Raw genomic sequence first — 25,690 nt, 5'->3', positions numbered from 1 at the left:
CCTTCTCCACCACCTCGGTCTCCTCAACCCGAGCCTCTTTCACCACCGGATTCATCGTCCCTGCCTGGCTCGCCCTGCACACTAAACTGCTGGGTACGAACTGTCTCACTCACGTTGGCAGAGAGGGGAGCCTGGACGACACACACGAGGTGTTCTTCAACCCCTTCCTGGACGGTGACAGACCGGATTTCATCGTTCTCAAGAAGGGCTGCGGCGCCGCAATCATCGAGGTCAAGGATTGGAACCTCGTGCATTACCGAATCGACAGGAACAACAAGTGGCGTTACGGGGACGCGCACAAGATGTCCCCGCAGCAGCAGGCGTTCCAATACAAGAGCAATTTTTTTCAACCTGCACCTTCCGGTGCTCGGCCTGAAAAATATCATTAATCGCCACTTCTATGGCGTGATTACGCCAAGCGTCTACTTCCACAAAGCTACGCAGGCCGAACTCGCAAAGGTCTACGAACCGGCCATTCGAGAGCTGACAGCCAGCAGAAACGCGTTGAACCACGACCGCGCGAACGTCACCCAATCTACCTACGAGGAGAGGTTCGAACGTCTGTCCCGCCAACTGCAAAACCTGGATCGTGATCTGAACATGTCCTGGACCAGAGACAGGTTGCCGGCCAAGATCCGCAAGCTCTCCTCGATGAAGCCAAACAAACTCTTCACCGACGACATCTACGAGGAGTTCAAGCGAAGGTTGGCGCCGCCTAGTCACGTGCTGCGGCAGGGAAAGCCGGTGCGGTTCGACACGAAGCAGCGCGCCCTGACCATAAGCACCCCGGGGCTTTCGAAGATCAAGGGCGTGGCCGGATGTGGCAAGACATCAATCCTGGCCCAACGGGCCATCAGCGCCCGCGCTCGCCATGGTGGGGAGGTCCTGATCCTCGCCTTCAACATCACGTTGCGTCACTTCATCCGCGACACAATCAGCCTCCAGCAGGGAAAAGCCGCCGACAACGGCTTCGGTATCACCCACTTCCACGCATTCCTCAAGTCCAGCCTGGACGAGGTGGGGATCGACTGGAACGAGCGGCCTGATCTGGACCGACACAACGTCCAAGGGATGGACGTACTCGCCCGGGCTCTCGGCTCCGGCTCCGTTCGTAAGTTCAAGACAATCCTCATCGACGAGGCACAGGACTTCCATCCGGAGTGGATCAAGCTCATCCACGATAAGTTCCTGGACGAAACCGATGGCGAAATGGTGCTCTTCGCGGACCAAAATCAGAACATCTACAAGCGAGACGGCAGCCTTCGCGAACCGCCCACGGCCAGGGGATTCGGGCGTTGGAAGAAGCTGACCAAGTCGTACCGCTGCGGCATGGATACACGCCTCGTCGAGTTGTTCAAGCGCTTTCAGGCTCAATATCTTGCTTCAACGAACCCAGACGCCGAGATCTTTGATTCTGCTCCTGCTCAAGCAAGCATGAGCCTCGATCTGCTGTCCTACGAGAGCTACGGCGCAGGCTACGACGCGAAGCACGTGTGTCGCAGAATCCGCGACTACATAAAGCAGCGCAGCCTCCCCCCCAACGACGTGTCCATCATCTGCTCGAAGGTCGACTACCTCATCCCGATCAACGAAGAACTGATGAGCGAAGAGAAGACGAAGGTGATGTTCGAAACAAAGGCCGAACTCGACGCGCTATCCCCGCTGCTCACGGAGAAGGAGGGGCAGGAGTTGATCGAGAGACTCCGCAGATGCAAGAAGATGATCTTCGCGCAGAACTCCGGGCTGATCAAGCTCTCCACCACCCACAGCTTCAAGGGGCACGAGTCCGAGACCATCTTTTGCATCCTGACACCCGACGACACCGCGACGATGGTCTATACGGGGATTACCCGGGCGCAGAAAAACCTCGTCATCTTCGACGTGGAGGGTGGCAGGTACGAGTCGTTCTTCCAGACGCACATCGCTTCTCCCGGCGGCACGCCGTCTCCCTTGACCTATCGTTTGCCGGAACGCGGGTGAGCACCTCCCGACGGCCCCGAGTCGTTGCTCGCATCCGAAGCCATTGGTGTCCGGCGATCGATGCGCGGCCCACGAGGGCACTTCCCCTGGGCAGAGCCCATCCGCCTCCGGTTTAGCCGCCGCTCCCGAGAGACGCATCACGCGTCCGTCGCTCGCGCTCGCTGCGCTGCTGGCGTGAGCGGGCTGGCCCGGGTGAAGGCAGCAAGTACGAAGCGACCTTAGGACGCCCAGCAGGTTCGATCGGGCAGTTCGCCTTTTCGCCAATGGCTTCGAACCTTGTGTGCAGCTCGCTCGAACAAGCCCTTGGATTTTGAATCCGCCGGATGCGCCGAGAGCAGATCGACTTGACCAGTGGCCTTGCTGATGACGAGCCGTCCCTCGGCAATTTCATCAAGGCCGAATGCGTACTCTGCCGTTTCGGCATTTTCCGAGTTCTTCCGAATCGGGATGTATACGGCCATGCGCTCACTCCAAACCTGAGAAGTACCCGGTTCGATTTGCGGCATTGAAATTGGAGAGCGGGGGCTTCTCTTTGAGTCAAGGCCGCAGGAGCCACGACAGGGCGAGCCCCAGGTAGGTTCCCAGCGCAAAGCCCATCAGTCCCGTGGTGATGCCGGAGACCATCAGCTCGCGGTTGCGCAGGGCTCGGGCGACAGGGGCGATGAAGGCAGGGCCGAAGATGGTGGCCGTGGAGGTAATCAGCACCGTGTCGGCGTCGATGCGGAACAGCGCCGCCAGACCGAAATGCAGGACGATGGCCAGCACCATCACGCTGGCGCAGAAGACGAAGACAGACAGCCCCGCGCTTCCCAACTGGCTCGCATCCGCCAGGGTTCCCACCGCCACGCAGAAGACGAGCAGCGCGTAGTCCCCCAGCGCGTAGCTCCCAGGCAGGGAACGGACGGCTGGGATGAAGGACGCCGCCAGCGACAGCGTGGTGATGAGCAGCAGCACCACCGTCGCCTCCAGTCGACCTGCGAGGCCCAGGCTCGCCCCAGCGGACACGCCGCAGATGGCGACGGCGAGTATCAGTGACAGGGTCAGACCTCGCGCGAACCGCCATGAGAAACGCTCCTGTCCCGTCCCCTCCTCCGCGCTTGCTGCATCCCAAGCCGTCGGATTCGGGAACGGGGGCAGAAAGGCCAGCGCGATGCGCTGCGCCACCGTCACCAGCACGAGCAGGTAGGCCGCTCCCGCGACGATGTCCGCCGTGTTGAGGAGCACGAAGGTCTCCTCTCTCACCTGGAGGGCCGAGCCCACGGCGTTCATGTTGGCAGTGCCTCCGACGTACACGCCCACCAACATGCCGGCCATCTTCCACCACTCGTCCATCCGCCCCGAGAAGGCGAGCCCCACCACGGTGGCACTCACGAGAGCGGACACACACGCTAGGACGAAGGACAACAGCGTCGTCCGCGCGAGCCGCGTCCAGCGGGGCACGTCCGTCGAAAACAACAGGAGAGGAATCGCCAGCGGCACCGCCGCCTCGCTCACCGAGAGACTCACGCCCGTCTGGAGCGACAACCCCGGCGCGTTCCCCAAGAGGATGCCCGCCGCGTAGCACATCACCACGGGCCCCACCCACGCCACGGGCCTGAGGACTCGCGCTCCCAACAACACGAGCCCCGGCAGCCCCACCACGACGAGCACCTGGATGAGCGCGCTCATCGGACAGCGCCCGCGAACGTGACGGACCGCGCACCCCAGCCGAACCGGGGCAAGGCCACCGCGCGAATCTGGATGAGCGCACTCATCCGTAGATGGAGTCCATGAACTGGCGGATGAAGTCCGCGGCCTCACGCCGGTCCGGAATCGCGCCCAGCATGCCGTACATCGCCGCGCTTCCCTCGGGCGCCGGCTCCCCACGAGCCAGACTCCCGGCACACTCACGCAAGTCCGAGAGGAACGGATCCACCACCTTCTCATGCGCGGGCGTCACCATCAGGTGCAGCGCGGGCGGCCCCATCTGCCGGTCCAACTTCCACCCTCGCGCCTCCATCGCATCCCCCAACGCGTACACATCCAACGTGTCCGACGCGAAGGCGAAGACACTCAGCTTTGGCTCACCCACCAGCTTCAAGCCAGGAATCGCGGTGATTCCCTCACGCAGCGCCCGAGCCGTCGCGAGCACCGTCCCAGCGAGCCGCAGATACCCCTCCTCGCCCAGGTACTTCAGGATGGCCCAGGCCGCCGCGATGGCCCCACCCGGCCGGGTCCCCGCCATCGACGGCGACGCGTAGATGCCGCCACACCAATCCGCGTACGTGAAGAACTGGTACCGACGCAGCTCCGGCGTGCGGTACAGCACCAACGACGCCCCCTTCGCCGCATAGCCATACTTGTGCAGGTCCGCCGACAGGCTCGTGACACCCGGCACCGCGAAGTCGAAGTCAGGCACGTCATGCCCCAGCTTCCGTGCGAACGGCAGCAGGAAGCCCCCCAGACACGCGTCCACATGAAAGAGCACACCGTGCTCCTGAGCGAGCGCCGCCAGCTCCGCAATCGGATCCACCAATCCGTGCGGATACGCCGGAGCAGAGCCAACAACGAGCACCGTGTTCGCCGTCAGCGCGGCCCGCGTCGCCACCACATCCGCGCGAAAGTCCGGCCCCAGCGGCACATTGACGGGCTTCACCCCGAAGTAGTGCGCGGCCTTCTGGAAGGCCGGATGCACGGACGCGGGCAGCACCATCTCCGGCGCCGTGATTCCCCGCTCCTCCCGAGCGAAGTCCCGAGCCGTCTTCACCGCCATCAAAATGGACTCCGTCCCTCCCGACGTCAGCGTCCCCACGACGGTGTCCCCGTGGAACAGCTCCGCGCCCGTGGCCACCACCTCCGACTCGAAGCGCGCGAGACTCGGGAACGCCAACGGACTCAAGCCATTCTCGGACATGAACTCCGCATAGGCGTCCGCGAGCAACCGACGGACATCATCCCCTGCGTGGTAGACGAGGCTCCACGTCTTGCCCTCCTTCCAGCGCGCATCATCGGCGCGCAGCTCGCGCATCTGGTCGAGGACGTCCTTATGACTCATTCCATGGGGGGCCAGTCGAGGCGAAGCGGTCATGGTGTTCTCCGGGGTTCAACGCGCATCGAAGTACACACCGCGAACCCAGCGGGCACCTGTGAACGAGGTGCGAGCGTGAAGCATTCGCCAGTTGTCATAGAGGAGGAAGTCACCGGCCTGGAGCCGGAAGCGGAACTGGTGGCGCTCGTCCCGGACCAGCGTCGCGAAGCGGTTGTACGCGCGGTACCACGCCTCCATCCGAGCGAACGGCACCCGGTGCGGCGCGAGCGTGAAGTAGCTGTACCTGATGCGAAAGCCCCCAGGCGCGTCGAAGTCGAGCACCGGTGACACCAACACCCGCTCGAACGCCGCCTGCTTGCGATGGAACGTCACCGGCACCGTGCGCAGCAACTCGAATGCCTGCTCGTCCTGGTCCGCCAGGTAACGCGCCGCCGCGAGCCCATCCACCACGCTGTTGTCCCCGCCCGTCTCCGCGGGCCGCTGGCAATGCAGCAACTGGTAGCGCGGCGGCCGCTCCAGGAAGGGCTGGTCCGTGTGCAACTGCACCGCGCTGTCCGTGTAGCCCAGCTGGTCCGTGTTCCGGTTCGTCGTGTTGTCGGTGCGCAGGTCCTCGATGCGACCGAAGTGCGTCTCGATGACGGAGAGGCCCGCGCCGCCGAAGAGGTCGATGAGCGCCTCCGTATTCGCTCCGAAGCCCCGGACGATGACCGCCCCGGACGCCTCCAGTCGATTCAGGGCAAACGGAACGAGCGGCTCACGCACCCGCGAGGCCTCCACCGTGAGCAGCCCGCTGTCCGAGGGCGGCGGCGGCACCGCGACGCGGTCGGCCGCATAGGCATTCGCCCGCAGCCAATCCGCCGCATACCGACTCACCCGCCCGTCGGCATGGTCCCCCCAATCGATATCGAGGGCGGCGGCATCCTCAGTGACTCGCAGTCCACGAGGCCGCAGCTCCAGCGGAAGCTCCGAGGAACAGACGATGCGCTCACGGGTGAGCGGATGCCTATCCAGCTCCGAGTTGTGCCGAAGCCAGAACCAGTGGAAGTCCGCCTGCCGGGGAGCACCTTCGCCAGCGAAGTGGACGCGCAGGAAGTCGTCATGCGGCTCGAAGCGGGTGATGGACATGCGGAAACTCCGGCGTTGGGACGCGAGGCCACGCACGCGACGAGGTCAGGACCTCATCGGAGGGACGCGGAACACCACCGGAACGACGAGCCAGAGACCGGGAGTCTGGAGCTCAACGGGATGAAACCGGTGGGACAGCGGATGAGCGAAGCGGCTCGACTAACAACACGCGCCACGGCAACAGCGGCCAGTGGCGGTCGTCAGGAAGCTCGCGTTCGAGAGCATCATCGTGGCGTCACGCTAGCTGGCGCCCTCCGCGGGCGTCAATGCCACCGGATGACATCGGCCACTCAAAACATGTGGTTGAAGTCGAGATAGAAGGCGGACGTGCCATCGCGAGGACTCACGCCGTAGTCCGCGCGGACGATGAAGGCGTTGTCCCATGCCGCTCGCAGGCCCCCACCTCCCGCGTACCGGAACAACCCCTTGTCCCGAAAGCGAAGGTCCGTCCACACCTGTCCCGCATCGAAGAAGGCCACCAGCGTGAGCTCCAGTCGCTGCTCCCACGGCCGCACGTCGAGGAAGCGCCAGCGCAGCTCGCCGTTGCCTACCGTCTTCACCTCGCCCTGCAGGCGGTTCTTCAGCAGCCCTCGCGCGGTGAACAGGCCGCCCACGCCGCCCCAGCCATCGCGCCACTCCACTCCGCCAAAGCCGCTGAGCAGGTAGAAGGGCACATCCCCTCCAAGCACGTCGGCCATCAGGCGCAACGCGGCCACCAATCGCTCATGTCCCAGGGGGTGGTAGAAACGCAGGTTCGCCGTGGAGCCCCAGTAGCTGAACGAGCTGCCCGTCGCCCCCACCGCGCCGCGTACCGCCAGCTCGTGGAACATGCCGCGCACGGGCGCGGGCTCGTTGTCACGCGAGTCCCACAAGAGCCCCGCCGTCACCTCCGCTGTCCGAAACGTCCTCTCCCCTCCTCCAGCCTCCAGCCCCGTCAACAGCCCCGCCCGAGCATCCTCCTCGAGCCGCGAGTCCCGCGACTGCCCCAGGTCCTTCGCGCTGTAGCGAGAGCGAATCCGCGTCAGGCGGAAGCGATAGCCCACCGACACCTGCAGCGGCCCTCGCAGGGTGCGCCGCGCGTTGAACACGACGCTCGGCAGCGTGCGCTGCTCGAAGCTGTAGTAGCGCAGGCCCCGGAAGGAGGGATTGCCCGCGCATACATCCCCCGAGTCCTCGAGCTGCTCCCGGTCATCACACCGGGCGAAGTCCGGCTCATATCCGGCGGCTGCGCCCTGGCCGAAGTAGGGCGAGAACCGCTCGTTGATGAAGCTCAGGTCCAACCCCAACCGCCAGTCCGAGTCGAAGAAGCGCGGCGCATCCATCATCAGCCGATGGGTGGCCACACCCCGCGTCGTCTGGAAGAACTGCGCGATGAGGGAGTGTCGATAAGGCCGGTACGTGCCATCTCCCGCATCCACCAGCAGGAGCCTCGCGCCGAAGCCGAACCCCTCGTCGCTGTTGAAGTTGAGCAGCGGCAGGCCCTGGACGCGCCACCCCGTGCGCGGCGGTGGCACCAGCGCATCAACGGGAGGCTCGTCCGCCCAGGCCGAAGTCGCCCCCATCAGGACGACCAGCACCACGCTCCACGCCAGGCGACACTGCGGCATGCGAAGCCTCCAGGCCCACGTTCGAGCCTGGAGACACCATAGCCTTCCCCGCACGGCGCATGACACTTCGCCCCGCGCGTGGGCCCGGTCTCACTCCAGCGGTCTGGACACGGCGTGCGCGGTGGCGGCCTCGGAGAAAGCTCCGCGGCTCGCCGCCAGCTCGCTCACAAGTTCTGGAGGTAGACGCCTGCGGACAGGCCCTGCTTGACGTTGCGGCTCACCTCGTCGGCGAGCACCTCGTCCTGGCCCGCCTCGAGCGCATCCAGCGTCAGGCGCACCACCTCGGCGGTGCTCGTCTTCGGCGCCGTGACTTTCTCCGCCATGTCGGTGTCCATGTAGCCGACGTGCAGGGCCACCACCTGCGTCTTCTGGGCGCCCAGCTCCTTGCGCAGCCCGTTGGTCAGCGCCCAGGCGGCGGCCTTCGAGGCGCTGTAGCTGGCCGAGCCTGGGAAGGCCACCCAACTGAGCACCGAGAGCACGTTGATGATGGCGCCGCCCCCGTTCTTCGCCAGCACGGGCGCGAAGGCACCGCTCGTCGCCAGGGGGCCCAGGTAGTTCGTCTCCAGCTCGGCGCGCGCGGCGGCCAGCGCGTCCGCCCCCAAGAGGCTCGTGCCCTTCAGGATGCCCGCGTTGTTGATGAGCAGCGTCACGTCGCCCGCCTCGCGGACCAGCGCCTCCAACTGCTCGGGGCGGGTGACGTCCAGGCGGACCGGCACCACGCCTGGAATCGTCACGCTCGAGGGTTCCCGCGCCGCCGCGTACACCTTGCGAGCCCCCCGCTCCAACAAGGCCTTCGCGAAGGCGAGCCCCAACCCACGATTGGCACCAGTGACCAGGGCGACAGCATTCTTGACCTGCATGACTCGACTCCGGCGTGACGAGGCGGACGGAAAATTCCGGGCGACCCCATTGATGAACGTCAAATGGACGGCAGGCGGGCTCCCGAGAGCTCCCTGTCCACCATATGACGACCATAATATGGAGCAATTCAAGCTTCATCGAAAAGCGACATCGGTGGAGGACCGGGCCGTCCGAGCCCCGCACCCCCCGTCGCTCGCCTGACAGGGCGAGTCCTCCCTGACGCTGCCACGGTCCGCGGGCGCTGACGCGTCCGACTGAAGCCTGACACGTCAGCGATTACCCAGCGACGACGCCCTGGGGCCTCTCCCAAATCCATTCGCCTGACGCGTCAAGGCCGCATCCCCTGCCCCGCATGTCCTTGAAGACAGACACCCAGGGCCGGGAAAGCCCTTGGTATACCAATTGCTGTGGACCGGGCCGACGCAAGGCGAATCCCACCCTCCCCCATGAGGCAGACATGTCACGAGTCAACCCACCAGCGATGGACACCGGAATGGACGATGGGCTCCAGCTCGACGTGGCCATCATCGGCGCCGGAGTCTCCGGCCTCTATACGGGCTGGAGGCTGCTCGTGGGAGACCTGGCCCCCGAGGGCACCCGTCCCGAGACGGTCCACATCTTCGAGCTGAGCGAGCGCCTGGGGGGCCGCATCGAATCCGTCTTCCTCCCTGGCATCTCCCTGGCCGCGGAGATTGGCGGCATGCGCTATCTGCAATCGCATGAGATTGTGAACTCGCTCATCACGAAGGTCTTCACGCAGGAGGTGACGCCTGTCGACTTCCCCCTGGGCGACGACAGCAATCACTACCGCTACCTGCGCGGGCAGCGCTTCAAGGCCAACGAATGGGAGAACGCCCAGGACGACCGCCGCACGTACAAGACGCGCTACTTCCTGCCCGACGCGGTGGTGGGCTTCACCTCGGACCAGCTCTTCAACAAGATCATCTACGACGTGCTCATGGCGGACCCGTGGTTCCGGGAGCGCTATCCCGGCAAGGCCACCTTCACCGCGCCCTATGACTACGCCTTCACCCTGACGGCCCGCGAATGGGATGACGTCAAACCCAACCTGACCTATCACCAACCCGGTCCATACGACGGCCTGAAGGTCAATGACCTGGGCTTCTGGAACCTCATCAAGGACCAGGTGGGCCAGGAGGCCTACGAGTTCCTGTCCGTGGCCGGCGGGTACTACTCCAACACCATCAACTGGAACGCCGCGGAGGCCTTCCCCTACCTCGTGGGCGACTTCTCCAACGCGGAGGTGAAGTACCAGACGCTGGCGGGCGGCTATGACCAGGTCGGCAATGTCCTCGCGCAGCGCTTCCTGGCGCAGGACCCCAGCGGCAAGCGCGCCCATCTCTGGGGACAGAATGGCCTGCGGCGAATCGACCCGGCGCCGGGCGGCAGTCCTTACAAGTACATCCTCACGGTGGCCAATGCCCAGAGCGGCAAGAGCTGGACGGTGTACGCCAAGGCCGTCGTCCTCGCCATGCCCCGCCGCGCCCTGGAGCTGCTGGAGGTAGACCGCTTCTTCACCACGCCGGAGGTGAGCGAGCAGGTCCGGAAGAACCTCGACTCGGTCATCTCCGAGCCGTCGTTCAAGCTCCTGATGGGCTTCGAGTCTCCCTGGTGGCACGCGGAGTTCAACGCCCTGGCGGGTGAGTCCATCACCGACCTGCCGATGCGACAGTGCTACTACTTCGGCACCGACCCCGCGAACAGCCACTCCATCCTGCTGGCCAGCTACAACGACATGCGGACCACTCCCTTCTGGTCCGCGCTGATGGCCTCTCCCCACCGGAACCTGAAGCGTTTCAAGCCCCGGGCCACGCGACTGGCGTCCTCGGAGTCCCTGGCCCAGGTGGAGTCCCTCCAGGCCCCGGCGGTGATGGTCCAGGAGGCCGTCCACCAGCTCCGGGAGCTGCACGGCCCGGAGAACCCCGTCCCCGACCCGTACGTCTCCTACTTCCGCAACTGGACGGAGGACCCCTACGGCGGCGGCTACCATGCGTGGCAGGCCGGGGTGAGCGTGCGCGACGTGATGCCCTTCATGCGCCGCCCGGACCCCGCGGAGCGCCTGCACATCTGCGGCGAGGCGTACTCGGACCAGCAGGGCTGGGTGGAAGGCGCCTTCTGCGAGGCGGAGAAGATGCTCCAGGCGCACTTCGGGCTCGCGTGGCCCTCCTGGCTGGACAGCCAGTACTACCTCGGCTGGTAAAGCCAGACACCTTCGTCCCTCCAGAACGAAAGCAACGCAAACATGGACTCCTATGACGTGGTGGTCGTGGGCGCGGGCGCCATTGGCCTGTCCGCCGCATACTGGTGCTCGAAGGCCGGCAAGAAGGTCCTCCTCTTGGACCAGTTCGACTTCGACAACGACTTCTTCTCCTCCAAGGGAGAGTCCCGCTTCTTCCGGGTGATGTACTCCAATCCGCACCTGTCCCTGCTGGCGCAGTCCGCCTATCCGCTCTGGCGGGAGCTGGAGGACGACAGCGGCCTGGACGGCATCCTCAACGACACGTCCCTGCTGTTCTTCGGCCCGCCCAGCGGGGTGAACACCCCCGAGGGCGACCTCAAGGACTCCCAGGCCGTCCTCGAGGAGCAGGGACTGCCCTTCACCCGCCTCACCGCGGCGGACTTCCCGGAGCGCTACCCCGCGCTCAAGGGGCTGAGTGACGACGTCGTCGGCCTGGTGCAGCCCCAGGCGGGCGTCATCGCGGCGGACCGGGCCCTGCAGGCCCTGGCCCAGCTCTGTCGCAAGCAGGGCGTCACCATGATTCCCCGCCGGACGGTCAGCCGCATCCAGGACGCGCCGGGACAGGTCACCGTCACCACCGCGCAAGGGGACTACACCGGCAAGAAGCTCATCCTGGTGCCCTCCGCCTGGACGAACCCGGTGCTCGACAGCCTGAACGTCCAGTTGGAGCTGGAGATCTGGACCATGACGTATGCCTACTTCACGGTGGCCCAATCCCAGTACAACTACCCGCTCTGGTTCTACTTCGGCGCGCCCCAGTTCCCTGGCGATGACCAGACGACCTACTACGGCCTGCCCCCGCTCCTGACGCCCGGGCGCCTCAAGGTGGGCACGGACTTCACCTTCCAGAAGTCCCCGCTGCCGCCCACCTCGCCGCCCCAGGCGGACCCTCGGATGGTGGAGCTGCTCAACACCTTCATGCGGGCGCACTTCCAGGGACTTCAATCCCTGGCACAGGACGCCGTGGGCTGCCTCTACACGATGACCCCCGACTTGAACTTCGTCCTGGATGCCCTGCCCGGCCACCCGGACATCCTCCTGTTCACCGGTGACACGGGGCAGGCGTTCAAGTTCACCCCGCTGCTCGGGAAGATTCTCGCCGAGCTCGCGCTGACGGGCGTCACCCAGTTCAACATCCAGCCCTTCTCCATCCAGCGCCCCGGAATCCTGCGGCCCCGCTGAGCCCTCTCACCCCGTCTCAATCAGGAGTGGTCCATGCCGGATACTGAAAATACAGCCAACGTCCTCGTCGTCGTGGATGCGGAGAGCATCTACAATGCCTACCAGGGGCAGTTCAGCACGGACTCCAACAGGCCCGTGTCCCTGGGCGAGAGCACGCCCTACATCTACATGTTCGTCCGTCAGGACGAGGTGCTCTCCGGACAGGCCACGGATGACCTGGTCATCACCCTCAACACCAACAACAACATCCGCTGGCGCATCACCTCGCTGACCGGGAACACGCGCTTCAGCGTCGCGCTCAGCCAGTGCAACATCCTCCGGGGCGTGGAGCTCATCACCCAGCCTGGCCTCATCGAGCCCACGGTGACGGTGCCCCTCCCGTCGGTGAATGGCTCCCAGGTGACCATCAATCAGACGCAGACCTATACGGACGCCTATTTCCAGGCGACGGCGGTGAACCCCTCGCCGCCCAATGTCTCGTACCAGTTCTCGTTCGTCCTCGCGAACAACGACGGGAACATCCTGAGCTACTTCTCGTGGGATCCGCAGATCTCCATCACCTCATGACGTCACCGGCTGGCTTGCCGACGGTGTCTGGTTTCTTCCTTCAAAAGGATTGGATGCGATATGGGAACGGATAGCGGATTCATCGATGTGCTCACCGTGGTGGACGTGGACAAGGTCGTCGGCAAGTACGGCCCCAACGCGTCGCTCGACAACCCCGGGGTGGCCATCGCGGACTGTGTGTACATGCTCGTCCGGCGGGACTCGGCCGTGGGGGCGGAGGCGATACCGGAGCTGACGGTCGCCGCGAAGACCAGCGACAACCTCCGGTGGCGGCTGGCGTCGATGACGCTCAACACGCGCTACAGCGCCCTGCTCTACAAGATGAATGTCTCCGGAAACGCGCAGTGCATCACCCCGCCCCAGCCCCTGGTGTCCCACATCAAGGTGCCAGTCCCCGAGGTGTCGGGCGGGCAGAGCAGCGGCTTCAACGTGCAGCCCTACGTGGACTTCTTCTTCCAGTCCACCGCGATGCTGCCCACCGCCACGCTCCCCGGCGGGCGGGTGACCTACCAGCTCTATCTCCAGGTGACGGACAACCAGGGCAACAAGGTGGGCACCTACTCGTGGGACCCGTACATCACCATCACGTCATAGGCCGCGCTTCCCATTCACGAGGAGACCCATCATGAGTGACAAGAACCGGCCCTCGGGCCACACCGCGCTGCCTGGGAGCGGCTGTCCGTTCCACCGGGGCGCGGGAAACGCGATGCTGTCCAAGGCGCCCTCCGGCAACCTGGTGCGCCCCCACGGCGGCGTGGGCACGGCCGTCTCCAGCAAGTCCGCGCAGTCGCTGAGCGGAGACAACGGCCCCGTCTTCTCCGACTTCTTCCGCATGTTCCCGGACCTGGGCCCTTCCCTCTTCAACGTGGAGGACCTCCGGGCGCTCACCCTGCCTGGCGGTCCCATGGATGTGGCCAACCAGAGCCCGGGGCTCCCCCAGGACAACCCCACCATCCCCGCGGGCTACACGTTCCTGGGCCAGTTCCTGGACCATGACCTGACGTTCGACGTCTTTTCGAACATCAATGGTCGGGACACCCAACCCAACCAGACGCGGGATGCCATCACCCCCACCCTGGACCTGGGCAACATCTATGGCCGGGGGCCCGTGCAGGACGCCTTCCTCTTCGACCAGAAGGACGGCGCCACGCTGCTGTTCGGCCGGCCTGACAATCCGGACGGCGACGTGCTCCGCAACTCCCAGGGCACGGCCATCATCGGGGACCCGCGCAATGACGACAACATGTTCGTCGACCAGCTCCACCTGGCCGTCATCAAGTTCCACAACCAGGTGGTCAAGGACCTGTCGAGCCAGTTCTCCGGAGGGGCGCTCTTCACCGAGGCGTCGCAGCGCGTGCGCTGGCATTACCAGTGGATTGTCTACCACGACTTCGTGCGCCGCTTCGTCGGGGATGAGCTGTATGGGAAGCTGCTGAGCCAGGGCCCGCAGTACTTCCCGCCCAACCTCCAGGCGATTCCCATCGAGTTCTCCGCGGCCGCCTACCGCATGGGCCACGCGACGATTCGCGAGGTCTACCAGGTCAATGACAACTACAAGGACGCGCAGATTTTCGACCTGCACCAGCCCGGGACGTTCCTGAGCCCGGAGAAGCGCGTCGACTGGAAGTACTTCTTCAACACCGACTCCCGCGTCACGCCCCAGGGCGCCAAGCTGTTCGACACGCTGGTGGCGTCGGAGCTGCTTCAGCTGCCCGAGGCCCTCATCCCCGGCTTCGACCATCCCCAGTATCAGGGCAAGCCGGATCCGCTCTACCTGTCGCTGCCGGGCCGCAACCTGCTGCGCCAGAATGAGTTCACCCTGCCGGCGGGACAGACGGTCGCCAAGGCGCTGGGGACGACCCAGTACTCCAACTCCCAACTGGGCCTGCCGACGAGTTGGGGGAGCACGCTGGCGCCGCTCTGGTTCTACATCCTCAAGGAGGCGAAGCTCGCCAACCAGGGCCGCTTCCTCGGGCCCGTGGGCGGTCGCATCGTGGGTGAGACGTTCTTCAGCGTGCTCATCAACGACCCCCAGTCCTTCCTGCACAACAAGGGCTGGAAACCCACCTACGGCACGGGCGGCGACTTCACCATCGTCGACCTGCTGCGCATCGCGGACGCGTACAAGTCCTCCTGAGGTTCCCCCCGCGCATGACTGTCTCCGGGCTCTGCCTCGAGCCCGGAGACGCTCGCGCACCTGGAGGGCTACTTGCCCCAGCGGAGCAGCTTCGTGCGGGCCGTCTCGGAGAGCTGCGTCACGACGAACTGCTCCAGCAGCGAGGGGTCCGGCTCCTTGCGCACGGGGTCCACCATGAAGTCCCAGGTCTCGAAGTCGGTGGGGTCCTGGAAGAGAATCAACCCCACGCCCATGCGCTGCGCCTCCGAGGTGAGTCGGGAGATGTCCGAGTCATCGGGGTTGGGGGGCAGCTCCAGGAGCGCGAAGGCGTGGGTCGCCGTTCTCGCGTGCGCCGCGGCCTCGAAGATGCCGGTGATGTTGAACTCCCACTGCGGTTTGACTTCGAACGTCCAGATATCGAACGTGCGCCCGGGCCAGTGAGAGAATGTGCGCATGCTGATGGCGGTGATGTCCGGCCGGGTCCAGACGCCGCCTGTCTTCCTGGCGCCCTGGTTGGCCGTAATCTCGATGTGGACGTCGTGGAGCCCTCGCTCCTTGGTCCACTTCTCCTTCAGCACCGCCAGACAGGGGCCGTAGAGGTCCGCCTCGGTCCTGTCCAACAGGGAGGCGGCGGCCGCCGTTCCCGGGACGGGCCCCGTGAGGGTATTCGTCTCCGGAGGCTTGAACTCCTTGACCAGCACCACGCTGCCGCCGCGGCCCCTGCCCCGGAGAATCTGTCCCTCCTCGATGAGCTGCTCCCGCAGGCGCCAATACTCGGCATCCGACCACCCCAGTTCACTCATCAGACTGGTGTTGCCGGACGAGCCTCCATTCTGGGTCAGGACATCGAGGAACCTCTTCCGCTGGATGTCATCGATGGGGCGTCCGGCCATTGACAGTCCTCCGTGCGAACCTCGCACGGCAAGCCTATCAATTCCGCCACGAATGGGGGAATGGCCACGCAAGACAGGAGAGCCCCCTCGCGGAGGCTCCCCCAGCACTCGAAGAGCGCGCTTCTACCGCGACTCAGTGCGTCTCGACGTAGATCTGGTCGAGGGTCGGGCTGAGGCCCTGGTTCTGGACATACAGACGCGCGCCGGGCCAGGCGCAGTTCAGGCTCGTGGGATAGACCTGATTCGGCGCCAGCAGGATGGAGATGTTGTTCGCGCCACAGTACGCGTTGAAGCGCGTGGAGCGGGTGGCGGACATGTTACGCACATAGAACGGCGTCGTGCCGAACAGCCAGGTCGAGAAGTCACGCGTCTGACCGCCAGCGATGAACGCGCTCTCCACGGCCTGCGTTGCTTCACCCATCTCCGGGTTCTGAGCGGCCTCTTCGGGCGTGTACTCCCCACCGCAGCCCACCGCCATCAGAGACACCACTCCCATCACTCCCAACGTCTTGAACGACTTCATGACTTCCCCCTCATTGCGAGTTACCCCTGACTTGGGGCGGGCTCTGTGTATAAGTACTTCCACGCAGTGTAAATGGTGTATTCATGACACCGCATGGGTCTTGTTTGAGGGGATGGTTGTCATTGCCCGCGCTGTAACATGACTCGTTACTGTCGGGTGGCGGGCGACCCGGGCTCCGCTTCGAGCCCGGGGCCCTGGCTCACTCCGGCGGTCCGCGCCTGGGCGGTGGCTGGGTTTTCATGCGCTCGTACTCCTCATCCGTGAAGACACGGCTTCGCGTGAGGAAGCGCACGCCCAGGGGCGCCTCCAGGCTGAAGCCCGCGCCCCTTCCCGGCACCACGTCCAGCGTCAGGTGCGTGTGTTGCCAGACCTCGAACTGCGCGCCGCCGATGTAGACGGGGCAGCCTTCGACTTCGCCCAGGAAGACATCCCGCTGACCGACACGGAACTCCTTCGCCGGGTAGCACATGGGCGCGCTGCCGTCGCAGCAGCCGCCCGACTGGTGGAACATCAGCGGCCCGTTCGCGGCACGCAGGGAGCGGATGACGGCGGCGGCCTCGGGCGTCACCGCCACCCGGGCCACCTCCTGCTCCGGCGGCCCACCCGCGCCGGGCTCGGCACGGGTGTCACTCATCAGAAGAACCCCATCGCCTTCGGGCTGTAGCTGACGAGCAGGTTCTTGGTCTGCTGGTAGTGGTCCAGCATCTTCCGGTGCGTCTCGCGGCCGATGCCCGACTGCTTGTAGCCGCCGAACGCCGCGTGCGCCGGGTACAGGTGGTAGCAGTTGGTCCACACCCGGCCCGCTTCGATGGTGCGGCCCGCGCGGTACGCGGTGTTCGTGTCACGCGTCCACACCCCCGCGCCCAGGCCGTACAGCGTGTCATTGGCCATGCGCATCGCGTCGTCGAAGTCCTTGAACGTGGTGACGCTCACCACCGGCCCGAAGATCTCCTCCTGGAACACGCGCATCTTGTTGTTGCCCTGGAACACCGTCGGGGCCACGTAGTAGCCGCCCTTGAGGTCGCCCGGCAGGCTCACGCGCTCGCCGCCCGTGAGGACCTTGGCGCCCTCCTTCTTGCCGATGTCGATGTAGCCGAGAATCTTCTCGAGCTGGTCATTGGACGCCTGCGCACCCAGCGTCGTCTCCGTGTCCAGCGGGTTGCCCGGGCGAATCCGCTTCACACGCTCCAGCGCCCGCTCGATGAACTGGCCGTAGATGCGCTCGCCCACCAGCGCGCGGGACGGACACGTGCAGACCTCGCCCTGGTTCAGCGCGAACATGGCGAAGCCCTCCATCGCCTTGTCCAGGAAGTCGTCGTCGTGCGCCATGACGTCGTCGAAGAAGATGTTCGGGCTCTTGCCGCCCAGCTCCAGCGTCACGGGGATGAGGTTCTCGCTCGCGTACTGGAGGATGAGCCGGCCCGTCGTCGTCTCACCCGTGAAGGCGACCTTCGCCACGCGGGGGCTGCTGGCCAGCGGCTTGCCCGCCTCGACGCCAAAGCCGTTGACGATGTTGAGGACACCCTCGGGCAACAGGTCCTGGATGAGCTCGGCCAGGACGAGGATGCCCACGGGCGTCTGCTCCGCGGGCTTGAGCACCACGCAGTTGCCCGCCGCCAGCGCGGGCGCGACCTTCCACGCCGCCATCAGGATGGGGAAGTTCCACGGGATGATCTGCCCCACCACGCCCAAAGGCTCATGGAAGTGATAGGCGACGGTGTCGTGGTCCAGCTCGCCCACCGTGCCTTCCTGCGCGCGGATGCAGCCGGCGAAGTAGCGGAAGTGGTCGATGGCCAGCGGCAGGTCCGCCGCCAGCGTCTCGCGCACCGGCTTGCCGTTGTCCCACGCCTCGGCCACCGCGAGCATCTCGAGGTTCTGCTCCATCCGGTCGGCGATTTTCAGCAGGATGTTCGAGCGCGCGGTGGGCGACGTGCGGCCCCAGGAGACGCGCGCCGCGTGCGCCGCATCCAGCGCCAGGTCGATGTCCTCCGCCGTGGAGCGGGGAATCTCGCAGAAGACCTGTCCCGTCACGGGAGAGATGTTCTCGAAGTATTGCCCGCGCTTCGGCTCGACCCAGCGACCTCCGATGAAGTTCTGGTAGCGGGACTTGAACTTCACCTTCGAGCCGGGCTGATTGGGGGCGGCGTAGAGCATGAACGCTCTCCTTGCGGGTGGGGCTGCGGGTGGAAGCCCCGTCCGCCAGAGCAGCGCGCATGCCATTCCCCGCACCGACGACGTCGCGGCGCGTCGTGTCCCGCGATGCGACACCTTCGTCCGAACGCCTGGCGCACCTCGCGACAGTGTCGCGTCCGGTGTGCCACCGCCTGGATGAAATGTTCCGATGCGGGCGCGCGGTGCACGCGGTGCCCGGCCTCTCTCACAGCGGCCGAGCGGCCCGCGTCACGAGCGCGGAGGGAGCTTCAAGCCGAAGCGCTCCACCATCCGGTACAGCGTGCTCCGCGCAATCCCGAGCAGGCGCGCCGCGCGGGCCACGTTGCCACCGCTGCGCGACAGCGCCTCCAGGATGGCGTGGGCCTCCAGCTCTCGCAGGCCCGTGGCGCTGACGGGCTGCTCGACAGCGGGCGCGGGAGTCCGTCCCAGCTCGGGGGGAAGCGCCGCCACGCTCACCACGGACTCGCCGCCGGCTCGGACCAGGGCCAGGCGCAACACCGTCTTCAGCTCGCGCACGTTGCCCGGCCAGACATGGGCACGCAGTCGCGCCAGCGCCTCCGCGGACAGCGTGCTCGGGGGATGGCCTCCTTCGACGCACAGCTCGCTCAACAACGAGCGGGCCAGCTCCGGCAGGTCCACCCGCTCACGCAATGGCGGCAGCCGCAGCACCGCCCCCTGGAGGCGATAGTAGAGGTCGCTCCGGAAGGTGCCCTCGCGCACGGCCACTTCGAGGTCCCGACACGTGGCGCCGATGAGGCGGAAGCGCGAGTGCCTCACGCGCGACTCGCCCACGCGTGAGTAGCCGCCGTCCTCCAGCACGCGCAGCAGCATCACCTGAAGCGCCGCGGGCATCTCCGCGAGCTCATCCAGGAAGAGCGTGCCACCATCCGCCGCGGCCAGCTTCCCGTCCGCCCCGGCCGAGCGCGCGCCCGTGAAGGAGCCCGGCGCATGGCCGAACAGCTCGCTCTCCAGCAGCGTGGCGGAGAGCGCGCCGCAGTTGACGGCGACGAAGGGACCGGACGCCACCGCGCTCGCGTCATGCACCGCGCGCGCGAGCAGCTCCTTGCCCGTGCCCGTCTCCGAGAGGAGCAACACCGGCAGCATCGTCGGCGCGAAGCGCGCGGCCTCACGCAGCGTCGCGCGATGCTCGGAGTCACTTCCCTTCAGCCGGGCCCAGGCGCCTTCGTCGGGGGTGACCTCCGCCACCGCGGGCCGCACCCGCGCCGTGACATGTGTCGCGCGTGGCTCCAGCCGCACCAGCACCGCCAGCGCCGAGTCACCCTCCCCCACGGCCTCCGCATGCACCCGCCACGTCGCGCCCGACGCCTGATGCCGCGCCTCCAGCGCATGGCCGCGCAGCGCCGCGTCCTTCAAGGCCCGCCAGGACAAGCCGAGCACGCGCCCCGGCGCGATGTCCTCCCGCGAGGACTCCATGCCGAGCAGCGAGCGCGCCGCCCCGTTGAGGCGCCGCACGCGTCCCGGCGGCTCGATGAGCAGCACGGGGCCGTCCTCGCGCGACAGGCGAGCCTCCAGACCTCCTCGGGCCGCCGCCGCCACGCTCGCCCAGGCCACCTCGCGCAGCCGCGCCTCCGCCGAGTGCGCGATGCTCGCCACCGCCACCAGCACCAGCGGGTCCGCGCCGCTCGCCGGGCCCGTGATGTCCAGCACGCCGATGACTTCGCCGAACGGGTCTCTCACCGGCGCGGCGTAGCAGACGAGCCCATGGTGCCGCTGCGCGTAGTGCGCCGGCCCCACCACGGCCACGGCCGAGGACTCCACCAGCGCGGTGCCAATCGCATTGGTGCCTCGCGACACCTCATCCCAGCAGGCGCCGGCCACCAGTCGGACGTAGTCCGCGTGGTCCCTGAAGTCGCCCCCCGAGCTGCGCGTGGCGAGGATGACGCCTTCCCGGTCCGCCAGCAGCGCCACCCGCCCCGAAGGCATGGGCGCGGCGGCGAGCAGGTCGAGGATGTCACGGACCTCGTGCCACACCGGCTCCAGGCGGGCGCGACGCTCGATGAGCGCGACACCGGCGACGCTGGGGCCCTCGTCCGGCAGGCCGGTGCTCGGAGCGCCGAGCGCCCGCGAGCGCTGCCACCGCGACAGGATGGGCGGGGCCTCTGGAACCGAGGCCACCTCCCCGTCGAGCGCGCCGACGAGAAACTGCTCCCACAGGTGCGCGGAGGCGCTGAGCGTGAGCGTTCCCATGGGACGTGATTATTCGGCCAGTCCCCACGCCGACGGCAACCCGTGGCCTCCCCGAAACGCGACTGCCGAACCAACGCAGTGCGGCGTCCAGGGAGGCCAGAGGCCTGTCACCTGACTACTTGTCGGTGGCGTCCTCAATCTTGTCACCCGCCTCCTCGGCGGCGTCCTCGACCTTGTCGCCGACCTTCTCGGCGGCGTCCTCGGTCTTGTCCGCGGCGCGCTCCGCGTCATCCTTCGCGCTCTCACGGGTGTTGCGGTGGCAACCCACTCCGAACGTCATGGACCCGACCACCAGGGCCAGCAGAATCTTCGCCTGCACCGTCAGCTCCTCGCGTGACGACACCGGGCATTTCGCCCCGGTGTCGCATTGTGCGCGGAAAGCTAGTCACGACCCGCCGGCTGCCAAGTGCTCACCCCCGAGCTTTTCGCCGGGCTCACGGGCTCAGAAGACGCAATAGCCATTGGAGCCGCAGGTGCCCTGCTGGCCCTCGCAGACGCAGTTCCAGTCGCCGCCACAGCGGTAGCCCGTGCACAACCCAGGGCCCCCACCGCCGCCACCGCCACCGCCGCCCGGCTCCGGGTAGGTGTACTCGCAATAGAAGTTGACGCAGACGGCGGTGGCCGCCTCGGGGCAGTTGGCCTCGCAAGTCCAGTCCGCTCCGCACCGGGCCCGCCCACAGGTGAGCAGCGAGGCCTCACTGCTGGAGTCCTCGCGAGAGACCAGCTCCTCCTCCGACGAGGACTCCGCGAACGCGGGCAGCGCGGTGAGCGCGAAGGTGAGCACCACGGCCAGGCTCCAGGGATACGACACGCGACGCGAAGTCATAGCGGCTCCTCCAGGTGACCCGCCCGGGCTTCAGTCCAGGGCCCGTACGGGGAGTGCGAGACTAGCACTCCTGGAAAGAGCCGTTCGCACAGGCCTTCACCCGCGCCTGGATTCCGCCGTCAGGGGGAGGTGGCCTTGACGGTGCCCGGCGCGTCGGGCCCGGGCTTCAGGGTCTTCGCGTCGAGCACCTCGCTGTCCGACGGCTTGGGAACGCAGCGCACCTCGCCGTCCCGCTCGCGGACGCGGGGGTCCCTGGCGGCCACCAGGATGACCCGCTCGCCTTCGGGGCCCACCCGGGAGAACACCTGCTGCGCCTCCAACAGGGCGTGGAGCGAGGGCTTCGCGAACAGCTTGCGCGTGAGCTGCTCGGGGGGAATGCCCGCGTCGACCAACTCCCGGACCTCGTCACACAATCTGTGAGAAGTGCGCACGCCCTCCATCTCGAACTGGGGCCATGAGCTGCGCACCAGCCGCGCGCGCCCCGACATCAGCCAGCCCACGTGGTGCCCGACTCCCACCGAGGCCATCGTCGCGGCGAAGAGCAGGACGCCCACGAGCAGCAGCGACACGCTCCAGCGCGGGCGCCACGTGGAGGCCTCTGGCGCCTGCGCATGCAGCTGACGCCACAGCCACCGGAGGAACAGGTGGGAGCCTGTGCCGAGCACCGCCGCGACGACGAGGAACTCGACGATGGCGCCCCACCGGAGCGTCACCTCCGGCACCACCTGCTTGAGGAAGGACAGCCAACCGAAGGCGAGCAGGAACGGCACGCTCATGACCCAGACCTGCCCCATGCAGAGGAAGATCATCATCACGAAGACGCTGACCAGGACGACCACGCCCTTCTTGCCCGACGTCACGGCGCGCCCTCCGCCACGAGCGCGCGGTGGATGTCCTCGACGGGGAGCCGCCGGAGGTCGCCATCGGTGAAGAGCACCCAGCGCTCACGTCCGAAGAGGCCCGGCTCGTACGCCAGTGGCGCCGCGGGGGCGTCCGCCTTCTGTCCGCCGATGTAGATGAAGTGCAGGCCGGAGTCCCCGAGCACCTTCCAGCGCGCGGCGGGAAGCTCGGTGCCCAGGTCGTTCTGGGGGAAGTCACCGCCATGCTCGGCAGCATGGGCCCACAGCGCCACTCGCAGCTCATCCAGCCGCTGCCGCCGCGCCTGGACCAGCAGGTCCGCGTCCGAGGGAGGCGGCGCGGGGATGACCTGGTACGTGACGCCCTTCTTCTCCCACGCACCCGGCGTCATCAGCTCACGGCCACCGGCGATCATCGACAGGACCAACTGGAGGCCCAGCCCCAGCAGGAACACCAGCGCGAGCGACGCCCGGTAGCTCAAGCGGGGCAGCCGGGGCACGTCCCGCCGCAGCCAGTTCCACAGCCCCCAGACGCCCAGCGACACGAGCAGGAAGATGGCGATGAAGAAGGAGATGGCCTCCAACCGCTGCTCGGCGATCTCCGTGAGCATGAAGCTGGGCATTCCGGCCAGGGCCACGGCCGGCGTCAGCAGCAGGGCTGAGAGGAGGAGTTTTTTCACGCGCACGCCGGGCAGTCTGCCTTGCCTGGGTGACAGGAAGTCAACCAGGGGGCCGGTCACGCCGAGCGACCAGGCATCCCAGGGCATCGCCCCCGAGGGTCTCTGCGTTCAAGGAGAAGGCACATCCTGAGGCAAGACGGATATCCACCATGGAGGGCCGACGATGCGCACCTGGAAGAGAACCTGGCGCTGGCTGCGCCTGGGTGGCGTGAGCGCGGGCGCGCTGCTGGCTTCACTGGGCTGCGCGACGGGGCCCGAGGAGTTCGGTCCCCAGGTGAAGTCGAACGCGACGACGCTCGGCAGCAACATCTCCATCTTCCGCGATGTGATGGCGCCACATGGCGAGTGGCTCCAGCTGCCCGAAGTCGGCTGGGTGTGGCGCCCCGACGCGAAGGTCGTGGGCCTGGACTTCGTGCCCTACGCCACCTCCGGCCAGTGGGTATTCAGCGACTGGGGCTGGACGTTCCAGAGCGACTGGGACTGGGGCTGGGCCCCCTTCCACTTCGGCAGGTGGTTCGTCGCTCCCTCGGAGGGCTGGGTGTGGTGGCCCGACGACGAGTGGGCCCCTTCATGGGTCGACTGGCGCTGGGGAGAGGGCCTCGTCGGCTGGCAGCCCATGCCCCTGCCCGGAATGAATGTCCGCAGGCCGTGGACCTTCGTCGCCACCAGCGACCTGGTGCAACCCGATGTCAGCCGCTACCTGGTTCCACCTGACCAGGAGGCCGCGCTGGTGGGGAAGACGCAGCCGGTGGGCGAGCGCGTGACGGGACGCACGGGCCAGTGGAACGTGGGCCCCGCGCCCGACGAGGTCGCGAGCGCCACCGGAGCACCCGTGCCTCGCACCGGGCCCATCGCGCCGCCCACGGGGCAGCCGCCCATCGCGGGGCCCCACGCCGCCGCGCGGTGACGCGCACGCCAACGCCAGGCACGACCTGGGGTTGGCGCGCGAGCGTCAGCCGAGACTCGACCACCCTGGCCTGCTCACGACACCGCGTGCCCCTCGGAGGAGACAGCGCTCCGGGCGGGCGCGTCGGCCCGGGCCTCCCAGGTGCGCACGCTGGCGTCGCGATAGCGCACCATCCGCCCGAGAGCGGGCTCCCACAGGTTCAACCGCAGGCAGTGGGCGATGTCGCGCGGGCTCAGCGTCGTGACGTGCGGGTGCTGCAGCTCGGGGATGGCCGCCATCGCCTCGGGGAGTCGGTAGAACGGGATGCGCGGGTTGAGGTGGTGCACGTGGTGGTAGCCGATGTTGCCGGTGAACCACGCCATCACCTTGCCGCAGCGCAGGTAGCTGGAGGCCTCCAGCGCGGCATCCGCGTGGGTCCACTGATGCTCCGGCAGGATGCGGACCTCGTCGAAGTTGTGCTGCGAGTAGAACAGGTACGTGCCCAGGGCGTACGCGAGGAACAGCGGGCCCACGAAGGCGAACAGGTACACGGCGGGGCCGAAGAAGACCCAGAGCGCCACGGACAGGGCCACGTGCACGCCGAGCGCGAGCCCGGACGTCCAGTAGCGCTTCGGGTCCTTCACGAAGGGCACCAGGCACAGGCTGATGAGGAACGCGGTGACGTAGCCGAACAGGATGGTCACCGGGTGGCGCTCCACCACGTAGCCCAGCCGCTGCCAGCCGGAGGCGTTGCGCCACTGCTCGGTGGTCCACGTGGCGAACGTGCCCGCCGAGTCCGCGGCGATGCGCGCCGTGTTGGCGTGGTGGTGGTTGTGCGTGTCGTTCCAGATGCGCGCGGGAGTGAGCGTCAGGATGCCCTGCACGTGGAAGACGACCTTCGCCCAGCGCGACGAGGGCAGGAGCGCGCCGTGCATGGCGTCATGGAAGAGGATGAACGCGCGGATGAGGACGAGCGCCTCCAGCACGCCGCCCACGACGCGCAGGGGCCACCAGGGCGCGGCCACCGCCAGCGTCACGGCCGCCGCGAGCGCGGCATAGGTGGCCACCAGGTTCCAGCTCGAGCGCGCGACGTCCTGCAGGGCGAAGGGGCGCGTCCGGGCAATGAGCTCCTTGCTCGACGGCGGCGGTGCGGCTCGTTCCATTGAGAGGGGCTCCTACAAACGTGGGGTGTGTCCGGCCCTGTGCCGGAGATGAGGAGCCAGCGTTGTCCCATCGCCATGTCACGCGCGGGTCAGCCGTTGGAACGACGCGGGGCCGCGACGGCGATGACGCGGTTCGCCGTGTGCAATGGCTTGCACGCTCGCGCCTCCCTCCTCCCCGGGCGACCTGGAGGCACGGCGCCTGGCCCCCCGGTGGGTTTGGGTAGAATCAGGGGCCGGTGGCTGTTAGGTCGAAACGTTCTCCAAGGAGCAACCGTGTTCCGCATCGAAACCGACCGGGACCTCATCCAGTCCTTCCGCCCGAGAGACCGCCGCGTCATCGAGATGCCGCCGGGCCTCACCTTCCCCTTGTTCGTGCGTGACTACGTGGCCTGGACGGAGACGTCCGGCTTGCGCGTGTACCTCATCTTCTCCGCGCCCGGCAGCCACCAGCCCATCGGCATCATCTTCCGGCGTGACAGGGGTGGCCCCGACGTCGCCCGCATGTGCGAGTGGTGCCACGACTACGGCTCGTCGCAGGCGGTGGACCTGCTCACCACCGACGTGAACAGCAAGGTTCGCGTGGGCATCAGCCTCTGCGTCGACCTGCGCTGCAAGGAGAAGCTGGAGGACGCGGCCAACCGCGCCGGCAGGCACACCCTGGAGGCGTTGGAGCAGCTCCGCGCCCGCATGTACCGCTTCGCGAACGAGGCGCTCGGCATCGAGGCCAGGCCCTCCGCGCCCGCCGCCTGGTGACGA

25 protein-coding genes are annotated in these 25,690 nt (G+C 67.1%); 9 read left to right on the top strand and 16 right to left on the bottom strand.

Features of this window, described 5'->3' with window-relative positions; genetic code table 11:
- Together LZ199_RS43205 and LZ199_RS43200 are read left to right on the top strand one after the other, a co-directional pair.
- Positions 1–389: nuclease-related domain-containing protein (locus tag LZ199_RS43205; protein WP_253999669.1), on the top strand; the 389-nt coding region annotated here is incomplete at its 5' end.
- Positions 364–1,980 carry an AAA family ATPase gene (locus tag LZ199_RS43200; protein ID WP_253999668.1) on the top strand — a complete coding sequence of 539 codons (1,617 nt, stop codon included), beginning with the start codon at positions 364–366 and terminating at the stop codon, positions 1,978–1,980. The genes LZ199_RS43205 and LZ199_RS43200, both read left to right, overlap by 26 nt.
- Positions 1,981–2,198: 218 nt before the next feature.
- Here LZ199_RS43200 and LZ199_RS43195 read toward each other — a convergent pair whose 3' ends face one another.
- The 6 genes from LZ199_RS43195 to LZ199_RS43170 form a co-directional block, all read right to left on the bottom strand.
- Positions 2,199–2,441, bottom strand: a complete 243-nt coding sequence (locus LZ199_RS43195) for a hypothetical protein (protein WP_253999667.1) — start codon at positions 2,439–2,441, stop codon at positions 2,199–2,201.
- Between the two features lie 76 nt (positions 2,442–2,517).
- Positions 2,518–3,648 carry a DUF819 family protein gene (locus LZ199_RS43190; RefSeq protein WP_253999666.1) on the bottom strand — a complete coding sequence of 377 codons (1,131 nt, stop codon included), beginning with the start codon at positions 3,646–3,648 and terminating at the stop codon, positions 2,518–2,520.
- Between the two features lie 82 nt (positions 3,649–3,730).
- Entirely contained in the window at positions 3,731–5,047 is a 1,317-nt protein-coding gene (locus LZ199_RS43185; RefSeq protein ID WP_253999665.1) for a pyridoxal phosphate-dependent decarboxylase family protein, read from the bottom strand.
- 15 nt (positions 5,048–5,062) lie between these two features.
- Positions 5,063–6,133, bottom strand: coding sequence for a TauD/TfdA family dioxygenase (locus tag LZ199_RS43180; protein ID WP_253999664.1), 1,071 nt, complete (start codon positions 6,131–6,133; stop codon positions 5,063–5,065).
- 290 nt (positions 6,134–6,423) lie between these two features.
- A complete protein-coding gene (gene omp85 / locus LZ199_RS43175) occupies positions 6,424–7,740 on the bottom strand; it encodes an Omp85 family outer membrane protein (RefSeq protein WP_253999663.1) in 1,317 nt (438 codons plus the stop codon).
- Positions 7,741–7,904: 164 nt separating this feature from the next.
- Positions 7,905–8,600: an SDR family oxidoreductase gene (locus LZ199_RS43170; protein ID WP_253999662.1), complete on the bottom strand. Its 696-nt coding sequence runs from the start codon at positions 8,598–8,600 to the stop codon at positions 7,905–7,907.
- 458 nt (positions 8,601–9,058) lie between these two features.
- On the opposite strand from LZ199_RS43170, the gene LZ199_RS43165 reads away from it, so the two are divergent.
- The 5 genes from LZ199_RS43165 to LZ199_RS43145 are packed head-to-tail and all read left to right on the top strand — an operon-like array spanning position 9,059 to position 14,747.
- A complete protein-coding gene (locus LZ199_RS43165; protein ID WP_253999661.1) occupies positions 9,059–10,822 on the top strand; it encodes a flavin monoamine oxidase family protein in 1,764 nt (587 codons plus the stop codon).
- Between the two features lie 42 nt (positions 10,823–10,864).
- Entirely contained in the window at positions 10,865–12,043 is a 1,179-nt protein-coding gene (locus LZ199_RS43160; protein WP_253999660.1) for an FAD-dependent oxidoreductase, read from the top strand.
- Between the two features lie 33 nt (positions 12,044–12,076).
- Positions 12,077–12,610, top strand: coding sequence for an AidA/PixA family protein (locus tag LZ199_RS43155; RefSeq protein WP_253999659.1), 534 nt, complete (start codon positions 12,077–12,079; stop codon positions 12,608–12,610).
- Between the two features lie 60 nt (positions 12,611–12,670).
- Positions 12,671–13,204 (top strand): AidA/PixA family protein, encoded by a 534-nt coding sequence (locus tag LZ199_RS43150; RefSeq protein WP_253999658.1) that lies wholly within the window; start codon positions 12,671–12,673, stop codon positions 13,202–13,204.
- Positions 13,205–13,235: 31 nt separating this feature from the next.
- A complete protein-coding gene (locus LZ199_RS43145) occupies positions 13,236–14,747 on the top strand; it encodes a peroxidase family protein (RefSeq protein WP_253999657.1) in 1,512 nt (503 codons plus the stop codon).
- Positions 14,748–14,815: 68 nt separating this feature from the next.
- Here the strand turns inward: LZ199_RS43145 and LZ199_RS43140 are convergent, their stop codons facing one another.
- From LZ199_RS43140 to LZ199_RS43100, 9 genes are all read right to left on the bottom strand, one after another.
- Complete coding sequence (locus LZ199_RS43140) at positions 14,816–15,619, bottom strand: hypothetical protein (RefSeq protein WP_253999656.1); 804 nt, start codon at positions 15,617–15,619, stop codon at positions 14,816–14,818.
- A gap of 133 nt (positions 15,620–15,752) precedes the next feature.
- Positions 15,753–16,142, bottom strand: coding sequence for a hypothetical protein (locus LZ199_RS43135; RefSeq protein WP_253999655.1), 390 nt, complete (start codon positions 16,140–16,142; stop codon positions 15,753–15,755).
- 199 nt (positions 16,143–16,341) lie between these two features.
- Positions 16,342–16,776 (bottom strand): DUF779 domain-containing protein, encoded by a 435-nt coding sequence (locus tag LZ199_RS43130; RefSeq protein WP_253999654.1) that lies wholly within the window; start codon positions 16,774–16,776, stop codon positions 16,342–16,344.
- Positions 16,776–18,296 (bottom strand): aldehyde dehydrogenase, encoded by a 1,521-nt coding sequence (gene adh, locus LZ199_RS43125; RefSeq protein WP_253999653.1) that lies wholly within the window; start codon positions 18,294–18,296, stop codon positions 16,776–16,778. The genes LZ199_RS43130 and adh overlap by 1 nt, the downstream gene beginning before the upstream one ends.
- Positions 18,297–18,542: 246 nt before the next feature.
- Positions 18,543–20,522 (bottom strand): sigma-54-dependent Fis family transcriptional regulator, encoded by a 1,980-nt coding sequence (locus LZ199_RS43120; protein WP_253999652.1) that lies wholly within the window; start codon positions 20,520–20,522, stop codon positions 18,543–18,545.
- Positions 20,523–20,637: 115 nt separating this feature from the next.
- Positions 20,638–20,865, bottom strand: a complete 228-nt coding sequence (locus tag LZ199_RS43115; protein ID WP_253999651.1) for a YtxH domain-containing protein — start codon at positions 20,863–20,865, stop codon at positions 20,638–20,640.
- A gap of 99 nt (positions 20,866–20,964) precedes the next feature.
- On the bottom strand, positions 20,965–21,348 hold the full coding sequence (locus LZ199_RS43110) for a hypothetical protein (protein ID WP_253999650.1): 384 nt from the start codon (positions 21,346–21,348) through the stop codon (positions 20,965–20,967).
- A 119-nt stretch (positions 21,349–21,467) separates the two neighbouring features.
- Positions 21,468–22,208, bottom strand: coding sequence for a hypothetical protein (locus LZ199_RS43105; protein WP_253999649.1), 741 nt, complete (start codon positions 22,206–22,208; stop codon positions 21,468–21,470).
- Positions 22,205–22,885 (bottom strand): hypothetical protein, encoded by a 681-nt coding sequence (locus tag LZ199_RS43100; protein WP_253999648.1) that lies wholly within the window; start codon positions 22,883–22,885, stop codon positions 22,205–22,207. The genes LZ199_RS43105 and LZ199_RS43100 overlap by 4 nt, the downstream gene beginning before the upstream one ends.
- Before the next feature lie 163 nt (positions 22,886–23,048).
- On the opposite strand from LZ199_RS43100, the gene LZ199_RS43095 reads away from it, so the two are divergent.
- Positions 23,049–23,792 carry a DUF6600 domain-containing protein gene (locus tag LZ199_RS43095; RefSeq protein ID WP_253999647.1) on the top strand — a complete coding sequence of 248 codons (744 nt, stop codon included), beginning with the start codon at positions 23,049–23,051 and terminating at the stop codon, positions 23,790–23,792.
- Between the two features lie 74 nt (positions 23,793–23,866).
- Here the strand turns inward: LZ199_RS43095 and LZ199_RS43090 are convergent, their stop codons facing one another.
- The gene (locus LZ199_RS43090) at positions 23,867–24,934 is read right to left on the bottom strand and encodes a fatty acid desaturase family protein (RefSeq protein WP_253999646.1); all 1,068 of its coding nucleotides are present in this window, start codon (positions 24,932–24,934) and stop codon (positions 23,867–23,869) included.
- Positions 24,935–25,207: 273 nt separating this feature from the next.
- Here LZ199_RS43090 and LZ199_RS43085 point away from each other — a divergent pair, with 273 nt between their 5' ends.
- Entirely contained in the window at positions 25,208–25,687 is a 480-nt protein-coding gene (locus tag LZ199_RS43085) for an FBP domain-containing protein (protein ID WP_253999645.1), read from the top strand.
- Positions 25,688–25,690 lie beyond the last annotated feature (3 nt).

It is taken from the genome of Myxococcus qinghaiensis (assembly GCF_024198215.1).
Lineage (GTDB): Bacteria > Myxococcota > Myxococcia > Myxococcales > Myxococcaceae > Myxococcus > Myxococcus qinghaiensis.
This window is presented reverse-complemented; position numbering and strand designations above follow the sequence as displayed.